At 71.3% G+C, this 13,539-nt stretch carries 13 protein-coding genes and 1 pseudogene; 10 read left to right on the top strand and 4 right to left on the bottom strand.

The genetic code is table 11. The features are described 5' to 3' along the window. Window positions 1-53 precede the first annotated feature (53 nt). The 3 genes from PSH25_RS10190 to PSH25_RS10180 all read left to right on the top strand — a co-directional run bounded on the left by PSH25_RS10190 (window position 54) and on the right by PSH25_RS10180 (window position 3,280). On the top strand, window positions 54-1,628 hold the full coding sequence (locus PSH25_RS10190) for an FMN-binding glutamate synthase family protein (protein WP_238658788.1): 1,575 nt from the start codon (window positions 54-56) through the stop codon (window positions 1,626-1,628). 534 nt (window positions 1,629-2,162) lie between these two features. Further along, the gene (locus tag PSH25_RS10185) at window positions 2,163-2,687 is read left to right on the top strand and encodes a GNAT family N-acetyltransferase (protein ID WP_238658787.1); all 525 of its coding nucleotides are present in this window, start codon (window positions 2,163-2,165) and stop codon (window positions 2,685-2,687) included. Further along, complete coding sequence (locus tag PSH25_RS10180; RefSeq protein WP_238658786.1) at window positions 2,684-3,280, top strand: GNAT family N-acetyltransferase; 597 nt, start codon at window positions 2,684-2,686, stop codon at window positions 3,278-3,280. The genes PSH25_RS10185 and PSH25_RS10180 overlap by 4 nt, the downstream gene beginning before the upstream one ends. Here PSH25_RS10180 and PSH25_RS10175 read toward each other — a convergent pair. Next, window positions 3,172-4,149, bottom strand: a complete 978-nt coding sequence (locus PSH25_RS10175; RefSeq protein ID WP_238658785.1) for a helix-turn-helix transcriptional regulator — start codon at window positions 4,147-4,149, stop codon at window positions 3,172-3,174. The two genes, PSH25_RS10180 and PSH25_RS10175, sit on opposite strands and share 109 nt — an antisense overlap. A 61-nt stretch (window positions 4,150-4,210) precedes the next feature. Here PSH25_RS10175 and PSH25_RS10170 point away from each other — a divergent pair, with 61 nt between their 5' ends. The 3 genes and pseudogenes from PSH25_RS10170 to PSH25_RS10160 all read left to right on the top strand — a co-directional run bounded on the left by PSH25_RS10170 (window position 4,211) and on the right by PSH25_RS10160 (window position 6,415). After that, window positions 4,211-4,681 carry a VOC family protein gene (locus PSH25_RS10170; RefSeq protein WP_238658784.1) on the top strand — a complete coding sequence of 157 codons (471 nt, stop codon included), beginning with the start codon at window positions 4,211-4,213 and terminating at the stop codon, window positions 4,679-4,681. Between the two features lie 58 nt (window positions 4,682-4,739). After that, window positions 4,740-5,927, top strand: a pseudogene (dinB, locus tag PSH25_RS10165) (DNA polymerase IV). Window positions 5,928-6,049: 122 nt separating this feature from the next. After that, window positions 6,050-6,415 (top strand): hypothetical protein, encoded by a 366-nt coding sequence (locus PSH25_RS10160; RefSeq protein ID WP_238658783.1) that lies wholly within the window; start codon window positions 6,050-6,052, stop codon window positions 6,413-6,415. Window positions 6,416-6,483: 68 nt separating this feature from the next. On the opposite strand, the gene PSH25_RS10155 is transcribed toward PSH25_RS10160, so the two are convergent. After that, window positions 6,484-7,146: a ThuA domain-containing protein gene (locus PSH25_RS10155; protein WP_238658782.1), complete on the bottom strand. Its 663-nt coding sequence runs from the start codon at window positions 7,144-7,146 to the stop codon at window positions 6,484-6,486. Window positions 7,147-7,211: 65 nt separating this feature from the next. Between PSH25_RS10155 and PSH25_RS10150 the strand changes: the two genes are divergently transcribed. Both PSH25_RS10150 and PSH25_RS10145 read left to right on the top strand, forming a co-directional pair. Then, complete coding sequence (locus PSH25_RS10150) at window positions 7,212-7,547, top strand: ArsR/SmtB family transcription factor (protein ID WP_238658781.1); 336 nt, start codon at window positions 7,212-7,214, stop codon at window positions 7,545-7,547. After that, window positions 7,544-8,230 carry a nitroreductase family protein gene (locus PSH25_RS10145; RefSeq protein ID WP_238658780.1) on the top strand — a complete coding sequence of 229 codons (687 nt, stop codon included), beginning with the start codon at window positions 7,544-7,546 and terminating at the stop codon, window positions 8,228-8,230. The genes PSH25_RS10150 and PSH25_RS10145 overlap by 4 nt, the downstream gene beginning before the upstream one ends. A gap of 65 nt (window positions 8,231-8,295) precedes the next feature. Here the strand turns inward: PSH25_RS10145 and htpG are convergent, their stop codons facing one another. Next, window positions 8,296-10,224, bottom strand: coding sequence for a molecular chaperone HtpG (gene htpG, locus PSH25_RS10140; protein ID WP_238658779.1), 1,929 nt, complete (start codon window positions 10,222-10,224; stop codon window positions 8,296-8,298). A gap of 149 nt (window positions 10,225-10,373) precedes the next feature. On the opposite strand from htpG, the gene PSH25_RS10135 reads away from it, so the two are divergent. Further along, on the top strand, window positions 10,374-11,072 hold the full coding sequence (locus PSH25_RS10135) for an SDR family oxidoreductase (protein ID WP_238658778.1): 699 nt from the start codon (window positions 10,374-10,376) through the stop codon (window positions 11,070-11,072). Window positions 11,073-11,130: 58 nt separating this feature from the next. Here the strand turns inward: PSH25_RS10135 and PSH25_RS10130 are convergent, their stop codons facing one another. Next, window positions 11,131-12,582 carry a M28 family peptidase gene (locus PSH25_RS10130; protein ID WP_238658777.1) on the bottom strand — a complete coding sequence of 484 codons (1,452 nt, stop codon included), beginning with the start codon at window positions 12,580-12,582 and terminating at the stop codon, window positions 11,131-11,133. Window positions 12,583-12,784: 202 nt separating this feature from the next. On the opposite strand from PSH25_RS10130, the gene PSH25_RS10125 reads away from it, so the two are divergent. Continuing rightward, the coding region (locus PSH25_RS10125; RefSeq protein ID WP_238658776.1) for a PAS domain-containing protein at window positions 12,785-13,539 on the top strand (755 nt) is incomplete at its 3' end.

Genomic DNA, 13,539 nt, shown 5'->3' with positions numbered 1-13,539 from the left:
CACCAGCCGGCACACCGGTTTGATCCGCCGCCCAGGCGGAAAGGTTCCCGGGCATGACCTGGGCCCGTCGAGCCGTACCCGCTGTCGCCGCCGCCGTCGCGGCCCTCGCCGCGCGGGACCTGATCCAGCGCGACCACGCGCTGCTGCGCAACTTCCCCGTCCTCGGCCGCGCCCGTTACCTGTTGGAGACGATCGGGCCGGAGCTTCGGCAGTACATCGTGGCCGGCAACAACGAGGAGCGACCGTTCACCCGCGACCAGCGCCGCTGGGTGTACGCGTCAGCCAAGCAGGAGAACAACTACTTCGGTTTCGGCACGGACAACGACATCGAGTACACCCCCGGGTATCCGATCATCAAGCACCGCACGTTCGGTCGGGCCGTGCCGCCGTCGTCACCGACGGCCGGGCACGACGTCCGGTTGCCCAGCGCGAAGGTGCTCGGCGCGGCACGGGGACGGGCCCGGGCGTTCCGACCGGAGTCGGTCGTCAACATCTCCGGGATGAGCTTCGGCTCGCTCTCCGGCAACGCCATCACCGCGCTCAACAAGGGCGCGGCGCTCGCCGGCTGCCTGCAGAACACCGGCGAGGGCGGTCTGTCGCCGTACCACCGCAACGGCGGTGAGCTGGTCTTCCAACTCGGCACGGCGTACTTCGGCTGCCGCGACGAGCACGGCCGGTTCAGTCTCGACCGGCTGAAGGACCTGGTTGCCGACGCGCCGGTGCGGGCGCTGGAGATCAAGCTGAGCCAGGGCGCCAAGCCGAGCCTCGGTGGGCTGCTGCCCGGGGCGAAGGTGTCCGCCGAGATCGCCGCCACCCGGGGCATCCCGGCCGGTCAGGACTGCGTCAGCCCGTCCCGGCACGCCGAGTTCTCCGACTGCGACAGCCTGCTCGACTGGGTGGAGTTGCTGGCCGCCGAGACAGGACTGCCGGTCGGCATCAAGTCGGCGGTCGGTGACCTGAGCTTCTGGCAGGAACTCGCCACCCTGATGCGGGACACCGGCCGGGGTGTGGACTTCGTGACGATCGACGGCGGCGAGGGCGGCACCGGCGCCGCACCACTGATCTTCACAGACTCCGTGTCGCTCCCGTTCCAGCAGGGCTTCTCCCGGGTATACAAGATCTTCGCCGAGCACGACCTGCACGAGCAGGTGGTCTTCGTCGGCGGCGGCAAGCTCGGCCTGCCGGACAACGCCATCGTGGCGTTCGCGCTCGGCTGCGACCTGGTCAACGTCGGCCGGGAGGCGATGCTGGCGATCGGCTGCATCCAGGCGCAGAAGTGCCACACCGACACCTGCCCCACCGGCGTCGCCACCCAGAACGCGTGGCTCGCCCGGGGCCTGGACCCGACGTTGAAGTCGGTCCGGGCGGCCAACTACCTGCGGACGCTGCGCCGGGACCTGACCAAGGTCGCCGAGGCCTGCGGCGTCGAACACCCGGGCCTGATCGGCACCGACGCCGTGGAGATCCTGGACGGCCGCACCGGCTCCACCCCACTGCACGAGGTGTACGGCTACCGGCCGGAGTGGGGGCTGCCGTCACCCGCCGACCAGGCGGAGATCATCCGGCTGATGGCCCCGGAGGCGCCACAGGGCGGAAGCGCCCCACCCTCCGCCACCGCCGTCGGCTGAGATCACGCGCGGCCAGCCGGCACGGGCGCACGCGCGGACCAAAAAGTTCCCAGGCCCGGGGTGACGGGCCGCAGGCGCGGCTGGGTAACGGCCCCGCGGATCGCGGATCACGGATCACGGATCACGGATCACGGATCACGGATCACGGATCACGGATCACGGATCACGGATCACGGATCACGGATCACGGATCACGGATCACGGATCACGGATCACGGATCACGGATCACGGATCACGGATCACGGATCACGGATCACGGATCACGGTGAGCTTGATGACTGGGCGGCATCTTGATGACTCACAGACATCAGCCGTTTCCCCGACATGTCCGCGAAGTGCCGCTGCCGGCCGCCATGACCGCCAGCCGCCACGGCTGCCAGGCACGACGGCTGCCAGGCACGACGGCTGCCAGGCACAGCAGCCACCAGGCACAACCATCGCCGTTGCACGTCGCCGGCCGACGCGACCGTCGGCACATCGGTGCCTGCGATAAACGCGTGGAGCCGGCGACTCACCGCGCCTATGGTGGCGCGGTGCTGATCAGACGCGAGACACCCGCCGACGTCGACGCCATTCGGGCGGTGCACTCCGCCGCCTTCGCCAAGGCCGACGGCGGCGATGGCGTACCGGTCGAGGCGACGCTTGTCGACGCGCTGCGCGCCGACGAGGGCTGGCTGCCCGCGTACTCCCTGGTGGCGACCGATTCGGACGGCCAGGTGGTCGGGCACGTGGTGGCCACCCGCGGCCTGGTGGGCGGTGCGCCGGTGGCGTTGGGTCTGGGGCCGCTGGGGGTGCTGCCCGACTGGCAGCGGCGTGGGGTCGGCAGCGCGTTGATGCACGCGGTGCTCGGCGCGGCCGACGCGCGGGACGAGCCGCTGGTGGTGCTGCTCGGGCACCCCGACTACTACCCGCGCTTCGGGTTCCGGCCGGCCGTCGAGTTGGGCGTGACCCCGCCGCAGCCGTGGGGGCCGCAGTACTTCATGGCTCGGCCGCTGCACGTGTGGCGCGAGTCGATCCGGGGCGAGTTCCGCTACGCCAGCCCGTTCGACGACCTGTGATCCCACCGCGCATTCGGCGACGGCGCGCCACCGATCTCGACGGCTGTGTCGCGGCGCTCGCCGAGGTCCACCAGGTCGACCGGTACCCGTTGAACTGGCCCGCTGACCCGCACCGCTGGCTGCGCGAGCCGCACCCGGCGCGAGCCTGGGTCGCCGTCGACGCCGACGCTGCCGTCGTGGGGCACGTCGCCGTGCATCGGGTGCCCGACCCGGTGGGCGGGCCGCCCGGCCGGCAGACGGCCGAGGTGGCTCGTCTCTTCGTGGTGCCGAAGGCCCGCGGGTTGGCGCTGGGCAGCGCGCTGCTGAACCGGGCACGCCAGTGGGCGGACAAACGCGGAACAGACCTGGTGCTGGAGTTGGCCGCCGGTGGCACCGCGGCCGCCGCGCTGTACGAGCGCGCGGGATGGCGGTGCGTCGGCACCAGCACGGCGCCCTGGGTCGCTCCCGACGGCAGCCCGGTGTCGCTGCGCCACTACACGCTGCGTCACCGCGCACCGGGCTCCGACGTCGCACCGGCCAGCACCGCGAGGCGACGGGCGAGCCGACCCGCGGCCTCGCGTAACTCGGGAGGCTCCAGCACCTCCACCTCGTGATCCAGGCGGGCGAGGTGCGCGGCGAGCCAGTCCAGGCTGTCGCCGCCGAGGACGAGCACGGACCACCCGTCGCGGTCGTCCTCGACCTGCCCCACCTGGGGCGGGATCATCTCGCGCACCCGGTCGGCCGGGGCGTGCACCCGCACCCGGGCGAGGTACCGGTACGGGGCGCCGGTCACGGCCCGCTGCACGAAGGCGACCGGATCCGGGTGCTCGCGTGCCGGGAAACGCCAGGTCGTCGCCACCGCCGCCCGCATCCGGTCCAGCCGGAACGTCCGCCAGTCGTCGCGGTCGACGTCCCAGGCCATCAGATACCAACGGCGGCCGGTCGTGACCATCCGGATCGGCTCGACCGTCCGTTCCCGCTCCCCGGCGTCCCGGCCGGGATAGTGGAACCGAACGCGCACCCCGTCCCGACACGCGCGGGCCAGTGTCACCAGCAACTCCGCGTCGATCTCGGCGACCGGGCCGATGAGGGTGTCGGTGGCGCCGTGCACCGCCCGCACCTCGGCGCGTAGCCGCGACGGCATCACCTGGTCGAGCTTTGCGAGGGCCCGCAGCGCGGCCTCGCTCGCCCCGGCGACCGTGCCCCCGGACGCGAGCCGCAGCGACACCGCCGTGGCGATCGCCTCCTCGTCGTCGAGGAGCAACGGCGGCAGCCGGGTGCCCGCACCGAGTTGGTAGCCACCGCCGACGCCCGACACCGCGTGCACCGGGTAGCCGAGCGTCCGCAGACGCTGCACGTCGCGGCGCACGCACCGGCCGGTGACCCCCAACTCGGCGGCGAGTTCGGCGGCCGTCCAGGACAGTCGTCGTTGCAGCAGCGCCAGCAGGCGCAGCACCCGCTCGGTCGTCGCCTCGACGGTCACCCGTCGATCGTTGCACGGATAGCGGAACAACCCTGTCCGCTATCCGCGAGAGGCTGGGATCATGACCGACCAGACCAGGAAACAGGGTTCCGCCGTGACCCGCGACGTCCAGATCACGTTCGACTGCGCCGACCCGGCCGGGTTGGCCACGTTCTGGGCCGAGGCGCTCGGCTACCAGGTGCAGGCCCCACCCGGAGACTTCGAGTCCTGGGACCAGGCGCTGGAGGCGATGGGCGTGCCGCCGGAGAAGCGCAACGACGCGTCCGCGGTGGTCGACCCCGAGGGCACGCGGCCACGGCTGTTCTTCCAGCGGGTGCCCGAGCACAAGCAGGTGAAGAACCGCGTCCACCTCGACGTCCGCGCGGCCCCCGGGCTGGAGGGTGACGAGCGGATGGCGGCCCTGGAGGCGGAGGCCGAACGGCTCGCCTCACACGGCGCCAAGCGGCTCTGTCGACACGAGCCCGCTCCCCCGTTGGGCGCCGGTCATCTCGTCATGGCCGACCCCGAGGGCAACGAGTTCTGCCTCGACTGATCGGGGCGTTCGCCCAGCTCACTGCCGCATCGGTCGGGCCTCATGCGAACATGTGTACGTGTCGCCCGGCGCCAGCATCCTGCACGCCGACCTGGACGCGTTCTACGCGTCGGTCGAGCAGCGTGACGACCCGCGCCTGCGTGGACGGCCGGTGATCGTCGGTGGCGGCGTGGTGCTCGCGGCCAGCTACGAGGCGAAGGCGCGGGGCGTCCGCAGCGCGATGAGCGGCCAGCAGGCGCGGCGGCTCTGTCCGGACGCGATCGTCGTGCCGCCCCGGATGTCGGCGTACACGGCGGCGAGCCGCGCGGTCTTCGAGATCTTCCGGCAGACCACACCGCTGGTCGAGGGGCTCTCCATCGACTAGGCGTTCCTCGAGGTGGGTGGTCTGCGGCGGCTGGTCGGGCCACCGGCCGAGATCGCCGAACGGCTGCGCCGGGAGGTCCGCGACCGGGTCCACCTGCCGATCACGGTGGGGGTGGCCCGCACCAAGTTCCTGGCCAAGGTGGCCAGCGGGGTGGCGAAACCGGACGGCCTGCTGGTGGTCGCACCGGACGCCGAGCTGGCGTTCCTGCATCCACTGCCGGTGGAACGGCTCTGGGGCGTCGGCCCGGTGACGGCCGCCAAGCTGCGGGAACGCAGGATCCGCACCGTCGGGGAGGTGGCCCGCCTCGGTGAGGCGGCGCTGGTGTCGCTGCTCGGCGCGGGCGCCGGCCGGCACCTGCACGCGCTGGCGCACAATCGCGACCCCCGGGCGGTGCAGGTGGGGCGGCGGCGCGGTTCGATGGGCGCGCAGCACGCGCTGGGTCGTACCCCGCACGCCTCGACTGAGCTGGACGCCATCCTCGCCGGCCTGGTCGACCGGGTCAGCCGGCGGATGCGGGCGGCCGGGCGGTCCGGCCGCACGGTGGTGTTGCGATTGCGCTTCGGCGACTACACCCGGGCGACCCGCTCACACACGGTGGGCAAGGCGACGGCGGACACGACGCCACTGCTCGCCGCCGCACGTGCGCTGCTGCGCACCGCGCTGCCCGAGATCGATCGCCGTGGTGTCACCCTGATCGGCGTCTCGGTGGGCAACCTCGACGACAACCCGGTCCAGCCTGAGCTGCCGTTCCAGCCGGACTCCGGGTCCGATCTGGACGCCGCAGTCGACGCGGTCCGCGACCGGTTCGGATCGGCGGCGCTCACCCGGGCGGTGTTGCTCGGCCGGGAGCCGGGCGTGGAGATGCCACTACTGCCGGACTGACCGATACGCGTGCGGCGTCCACGGCAGAGCTGCGATCAGAGACACATCACAGCAGGTCGGCGGTTTAGCCGGCGGCTGACGGGTGACCCTTGGGGGGTACAGCCTGACGAGGGGGGCCCACGATGTCCGACGACACCAGCAACCGACCGAGCCGCACCGCCGAACGCCCGCACGACGTGACCGACCCGCTGCTCTGGCAGTTGGCGATCGACGTGCTCAGCGCGCACGAGCCGGACGACGAGGGCCACTGCCGCAACCTCCAGTGCGCCGGGCAGTCCTGGCCGTGCGCGGCCCGCACCGGCGCCGAGCACTCACTTCGACTGGCCCGCAGCGCACCCACCTCGGTCGAGCTGACCGTCAACGAGACCGACAGCGAGGACGTCGACACGGACGGACGCCGCGACGCCGCGGTACCGGCCCCCCGCTGGGGTTGGAACGCCGGCCCGGTGGCGTCGCACCGAGGGTCCAAGGCCGCCTCCGCGGCGTGACGGGCCACCAACACGTGAGCTGATCCGCACCACAGGGCGAACGCTCGGCCGGTTGTCCGGCCGAGCGTTCAGCGGTCGTGGCGGAGCCAGGCCACGATGCGCCGCAGTAGCTCCTGGTGCCCCGGCGACTCGTACGACCGGGCGTCGTGGCCGAGTGCGTTGTAGACGATCCGGCTGCTCCCGACGGTGCGCGCCCAGACCAGCGGGTGGGCGTCGCCGCCCTCGTCGTGCACGTAGAGGGGCTCGATGTCGAGGTCGTCGACCAGTTCCAGGTCGGTGTAGCGCTCGTCGTGCACCTCGAAGTCCCCGAGCCCGGCGCTGATCGGGTGTTCGACGCCGCTGCGCCGGATGAGGCTCGGGCCGATCGGCGGGTGGAAGGTCCGGCCGTGGGCCCAGGCGGCGCCGACCGTGGAACGCCAGCTCGCCAGTCGGGGGAACGCGATCGTGGCGCTGTGCACCGCGAGCAGGCTGCCGCCACGGGCCAGGAAGTCGTCGAGGATGCGGGCGAAGGTCTCGTCCTCGGGGATCGGGGTCGTGCGGTCCGCGCTCGCGTTCACCACCAGCAGGTGCGCGCCGTCGAGCGCGACGGCGAGCTGGTCGACGGAGTTCACGACCGCGACCGAACCCTCGTCGCCGATCAGCGTGGCCAGCTTGGCACTGGTCTCGGCCAGCGGGTGCCAGGGGTCGGCATGCGGGCCCTCCCCGCTGAAGATCACAGTGTCGACAGGCATGCCGGTGCTCCGCTCTTCATTTGGATAATTTTCGAAATCACGAAATGAACGCTAGCATGGCGTCCATGAGAGCCCTGCATCATCCCGATCTCGCCTCGGTCGACCTGGCCACCCTGCTCGGCGCCCTCGCCGACCCGGTGCGCCTCAGTGTCGTACGACAGTTGGCGCAGGCCGGTGGCGTCGTCTGCGGCAAATTCGACGCGTTGTCCGAGGTGAGCATCTCCACGCTCTCACATCACCTGAAGGTCCTGCGGGCCGCTGGCGTCCTCCGGGTCACCCCGAACGGCAGTTTCCGTCGCCACGAGTTGCGGGCCGACGAGATCAACGACCGGTTTCCGGGCGTCCTACCCGCGATCATCGCCAACCTCGACCAGACTGAGCGAGTGGGAGTGCCCGCATGACCGACGCCACCGGACCGAACCCGCCGAGCACCCTGGGCCTGTCCGCCGACGAGGTCCTGAGCACGACCCGCGCCGTGCGCAAGCGTCTCGACCTCGGACGCCCGGTCCCCCGCGAGGTGATCGAGGCCTGCCTGCGCATCGCGCTTCAGGCCCCCAGTGGCCGCAACAGGCAGCGCTGGGACTTCGTCTTCGTCGAGGACCGCGAGACCCGGGCGGCCGTCGCCCGACTGTGGCGACTCGGCCTGATGGCACCGCCGCCGGCGTCGGGCGGCACCGGGCCGGCCTTCAGTCGGATGAACTTCGCCTCCGAGCAGTGGGGTCGGATCGCCGGCAGCCTGGCGCACCTGGCGGACCACCTGCACGAGGTCCCGTTGCTGCTCATCCCCTGCCTACGCGTCGAGTCACGCGCCGAACTGGACACCGTGCGCGGGCAGGCGGGGGCCTGGGGTTCGGTCATCCCGGCGTTCTGGAGCTTCATGCTGGCCGCCCGGGAACGCGGGCTCGGCACCGCGTGGACGACCAGCCACCTCAGCTACGAGCGGGAGATGGCCGAACTGCTCGGCATCCCCTACGACACGGTCGTGCAGGTCGCCCTCACCCCTGTGGCGTACACGCTGGGCACCGACTTCAAGCCCGGTCCGCGGGCCGACGCGGACGCGTTCGCCCACTGGAACCGCTGGTAACCGCGACCGCCGGCGGCGGACCGCCCGGTGATCCGGGAAGCCCGCCGGCCGACGGGGTACGGCGGTTACAGGGTGCGCGCCAGCCGGTCGGCGAGCGTCCGGGTGAAGCGGGCCGGGTCGGTCAGCTCACCGCCCTCGGCGAGCACCGCCAGGCCGTAGAGCAGCTCGGCGGTCTCGGTCAGGGCGGCGGTGTCGCTGCCCTGCTCGTGGGCCTTGCGCAGCCCGGACACCAGCGGGTGACCGGGGTTGATCTCCAGGATCCGCTTGGTCGTGGGGATCTCGTGCCCCATCGCCCGGTACATCTTCTCCAGGGTCGGGGTGAGGTCGTGGGCGTCGCCGACGACGCAGGCCGGTGAGGTGGTCAGCCGCGACGACAGGCGGACCTCGCGGACGCTGTCGGTGAGGGTGACCCCCAGCCAGTCGAGCAGCGCCGCGAACTCCTGTCGCTGCTGCTCGCGCTCGGCCTCGGCCTGCTGCTTCTCCTCGTCGGTGTCCAGGTCGATCTCGCCCTTGGCGATCGAGCGCAGCGGCCGACCGTCGTACTCACCGACCCGCTCGACCCACACCTCGTCGACCTGGTCGGTGAGGAGCAGCACCTCGTGACCCTTGGCCCGGAACGCCTCCAGGTGCGGAGAGTTCTCGATGGCGGCCCGGGACTCGCCGGTGGCGTACCAGATGTCGCTCTGGCCGTCCTTCATCCGCGACACGTAGCCGGCCAGGTCGGTGGGCTCGGCCGGGTCGTTGGTGGAGGCCACCGACAGGATGCCCAGCAGGGTGTCCCGGTTGTCGGTGTCGTCGATCAGCCCTTCCTTGACCACCGCGCCGAACTCGGTCCAGAAGGTGCGGTAGCGCTCGGCGTGGTTGGCCTTCAGGTCCTTGACCGTGGCGAGGATCTTCTTGACCAGGCGGCGGCGGACGATCTGGATCTGCCGGTCCTGCTGGAGGATCTCCCGGGAGATGTTCAGCGACAGGTCGTGCGCGTCGACCACACCCTTGACGAAGCGCAGGTAGGTCGGGACCAGCGCCTCGCAGTCGTCCATGATGAAGACGCGCTTGACGTAGAGCTGGACGCCACGGCGGCCCTGCGGGGAGAACAGGTCCAGGGGGGCGTGGCTGGGCAGGAACAGCAGCGCCTCGTACTCGAAGGTGCCCTCGCCCTTCATGTGCACGACCTCGAGCGGGTCGGCCCAGTCGTGGCTGACGTGCTTGTAGAACTCGTTGTACTCGGCGGCGTCGACCTCGTCGCGGGGCCGCGCCCAGAGCGCCTTCATCGAGTTGAGGGTCTGCACCTCGCGGGTGGCGGCCTCACCGTCGGCGCCGGGGCGCTCGACGCTCATCCGGATCGGCCAGGCGATGAAGTCGGAGTAGCGCTTGACGATCTCGCGGACGGTCCACTCGGCGGTGTAGTCGTGCAGGTTGTCCTCGGTGTCGGCCGGCTTGAGGTGCAGGGTCACCGTGGTGCCCTGCGGCGCCTCGTCGACCGCCTCGATCGAGTACGTGCCCTCGCCGGTGGACTCCCAGCGGGTGCCGCCGGTCTCGCCGGCCTTGCGGGTCAGCAGGGTGACCCGGTCGGCGACCATGAACGCGGCGTAGAAGCCGACGCCGAACTGGCCGATGAGGTCCTGCTTGGCGTGGGCGTCGGCGGACTCGCGCAGCTGGCGCAGCAGCTCGGCGGTGCCCGACTTGGCGATCGTGCCGATCAGTTGGACGACCTCGTCGCGGGTCATCCCGATGCCGTTGTCCCGCACGGTGAGGGTGCGGGCGTCCCGGTCGATCTCCAGGGCGACGTGCAGGTCGTCGGTGTCGGCGACGAGGTCCTTGTCGACGAGGGTGGCCAGCCGGAGCTTGTCCAGTGCGTCGGACGCGTTCGAGATGAGTTCCCGCAGGAAGACGTCCTTGTTCGAATAGATCGAGTGGACCACCAACTGGAGGAGCTGACGCGCCTCGGCCTGGAATTCCAACGTTTCGGCCTGGTTGCTCACACCGTCTCCCATCTCGGCTCGTACGGAGGTTCGCGGAAAGGATACGAGTCGTCACCGGTCCGGCTGTGGCCGCGTCCGGGTCGTATTCCCGATCCGGCCGGTCGCCCCGGTGAGATAGCTGACTTTGCCTGACAGAAGTCAGGTCGGATAGCGTGGCGGCCATGAAGATCGCTGGAAGCACCGCCCTCGTCACCGGCGCCAACCGTGGCCTCGGCCGACACCTGGCCGCCGAACTCCTCGCCCGGGGCGCCACCGTCTACGCCGGCGCCCGCAACCCCGACAGCGTCGACCTGCCGGGCGTCACGCCGGTCCGCCTCGACATCACCGACCCCGCCTCGGTCGCCGCCGCCGCCGAGCTGGCCGGCGGCGTGAACCTGCTGATCAACAACGCCGGCATCGACACCCGGACCGACCTCCTCGACGGCGACCTGGACCTCGTCCGGCTGGAGCTGGAGACCCACTACATCGGCACCCTGTCGACCATCCGGGCGTTCGCGCCGGTCATCGCCGGCAACGGCGGCGGAACGATCCTCAACGTGCTCTCCGTGCTGTCCTGGTTCGGCTCCCCGACCCACGCGGCCTACAGCGCCGCCAAGTCCGCCGAGTGGGCGATGACCAACGTGCTGCGCCAGCAACTCGCCGACCGGGGCGTCCGGGTCTCCGGCCTGCACGTCGGCTACCTGGACACCGACATGGCCGCCGACATCACCGGCCCGAAGTCCGACCCGGCGGCGATCGCCCGGATCGGCGTGGACGGCATCGAGGCCGACGCGTACGAGATCCTCGCCGACGACCTCAGCCGCCAGGTGCAGGCCGGGCTGGCCGGTGGCGTCGCCGCGCTCTACCCACAGCTCCCCTGACCCACGACGCGACGGGCCGCCACCGGGAACCGGTGGCGGCCCTTTGTCGGGTACGCGGTCAGCTCGCCAGCAGCGTCACGTCGTCGATCACGAAGGTGGTCTGCAACGACGAGTCCTCGGTGCCGTTGAACCGCAGCGTCACCGTCTGCCCGGCGAACCCGGCCACGTTGAGGCTGCGCTGCACGTAGCCGGTCGCGGCGTTCAGATTCGAGTACGTCGCCAGCGTGGTCGATCCGAGCTGCACGGTGAGCCGGTCGTACGCCGTGGAGCCGGTGGTCTCGGCGGTGTCGATGTGCAGCCAGAACGACACCGTGTACGTGGCACACCCGGCCGGCAGGGTCACCGACTGCGACAGGCTCTCGGTACGGGTGGTGCCGTACCCGTTGAGCCACGCCTTGTACGACCCGGTCCGGGCCGGCTGGCCGCTGGCATTGGTGATCACGCCGGAGGACGCGGTCCACGGCGTGCTGCCGCTCTCGAAGCCACCGTTTCCGACCACCTGACCGCCGGTGCAGGTCGGGGTCCCGCCGCCCACGGCGAGCTGCCACAGCGCGTACGCGACACCGTCGGCCGCCCGGTTCAGCACGGTGGCGCTGACGTTGGCGGTGGTGTCACAGGACCGGTGGTAGCACGGGTCGTACGCGGAGTTGGCGGTGCCGCCCCACTTGGCCGCCTGGGAACTGGTCTTGCGGGCGCTGGCACCGGCGGCGTAGCCCGAGGTGGGGATGCCGGCCTGCTGGAAGTAGTAGTCGTCGGAGCGACCCTGGCCCTCGACGTTCTCCTCCGGTTGCAGACCCAACGAGTCCCAGTAGGCCTTCAGCGGCGCCGCCGTGGTCGAGGTGACCCGGTTGATGAAGTAGCCGCCGTTGATCGACCCGACCATGTCGAAGTTGTAGTAACCCTTGATGTAGCCGCGCTGGGTGGCGTTGAGCGAGTTGACGTAGAACCGGGAGCCGTTGAGCCCCTGCTCCTCGTCGGTCCACCAGGCGAACCGCACCCGCTTGGTCATGGTCGGGTTCTGCGCGGCCAGGACCAGCGCGTTCTCCAGCAGGGTCGACGAGCCGGTGGCGTTGTCGTTGATGCCCGGCCCGGCCGAGACGCTGTCCAGGTGCGCGCCGAACATGACCACCTGGTCGGCCGGGCCGCCGGGCCACTCGGCAATGAGGTTGTTCGAGGGGTACGTGCAGCTGGAGCAGTACTGCTCGCTGACGGTGTAGCCGGCCGACTGGAGCCGGGTCTTGACGTAGTTGAGCGAGGCGGTGTAGCCGGCCGAGCCGGCCCGTCGGTTGCCACCGTTGCTGGTGGCGATGGCGTTGAACTGGGTCAGGTGCGCCTGGACGTTGGTGACGGAGATGTCCGGTGCGGCCAGCGCGGCGGCGGCCGCGGCGATCGGCCGGGTCACCGTCGTCGCGGTCGGAGGTGACGCGGTCGCCGGTTGGGCGGCCAGCGTCACCGTCATCCCGGCGAACACGGCGAGCGCGGTTCCCGCGCTCAGCGTTCTGCCTCTCATGGGGGCTCCTCGGGGTTGGAGAGATACCCGAGACACTTACAGATATCTATTTCTAGAGCATCGGTCGTTCGTCCCGAACCGCCGCCGCTTCGACGGTGGGTACCGGCGTCGGCACAGGTGAGTAGAGGTGTCAGGATGGGTAGGTAACGCGGCAGGGGTCGTCGGGCCCGGAACGGGGGCTTGCGATGGGGTCGGATCGAGCGTGACACGACCCAACACTGAGCTGTTTCGCGGCGGCGGCGACACCGGGCAGTTGATGGCAGAGCTGGACTGGGCCCGCACCCCGCTCGGCCCGGTCAGCGGATGGCCACAGAGCCTGCGCGCCGCCGTTCGCATGGTGCTCTCCTCCCGGTACCCCATGCTGCTGCTCTGGGGTGAGAGCTACTCCCAGCTCTACAACGACGCGTACTCCGCGCTGATCGGCGACAAGCACCCCGCCGCGCTCGGCAACGACGTGCGGGTGACCCTGGCCGAGGGCTGGGACGTGCTCGCCCCGCTGATCGAGGAGGCCATGGCGACCGGGGTGGCCAGCTGGGTCCCCGCGCTGCAACTGCTGCTGGAGCGGGCCGGCTACCGCGAGGAGGCGTACTTCAGCGTCTCGCACGCCCCGGCCCGGGACGACGACGGGCGCACCGTCGGCGTGCTGACCGTGTGCAGCGAGGTCACTCAGCAGGTGGTCGGCGAACGCCGGCTCCGTCTGCTGCGCGACCTGTCCGTGCGCGGCGACGGGCGCACCGTCGACGTGGACGCCACCAGCGCCCGGCTGATCGACGTGATCGACGGTCACCCCCTGGACGTGCCGTTCGCCGCCATCTACCTGCGCGACGGCACTGCGCTGCGCCGGGTCGCCTGCACCGGCGGCGACCAGGGGCACGCCGGGGCCCTGCCGGACGCCGTCGAGCTGACCGACCCGGGCCCGCCCGCGTACGCCTGGGGGCTGGCGGACGCCGCCGAGGG

The organism is Micromonospora foliorum, from assembly GCF_022229015.1.
Lineage (GTDB): Bacteria > Actinomycetota > Actinomycetes > Mycobacteriales > Micromonosporaceae > Micromonospora > Micromonospora foliorum.
The sequence above is the reverse complement of the archived record's forward strand: the minus strand, read 5'-3'. Positions and strand labels throughout refer to the sequence as shown.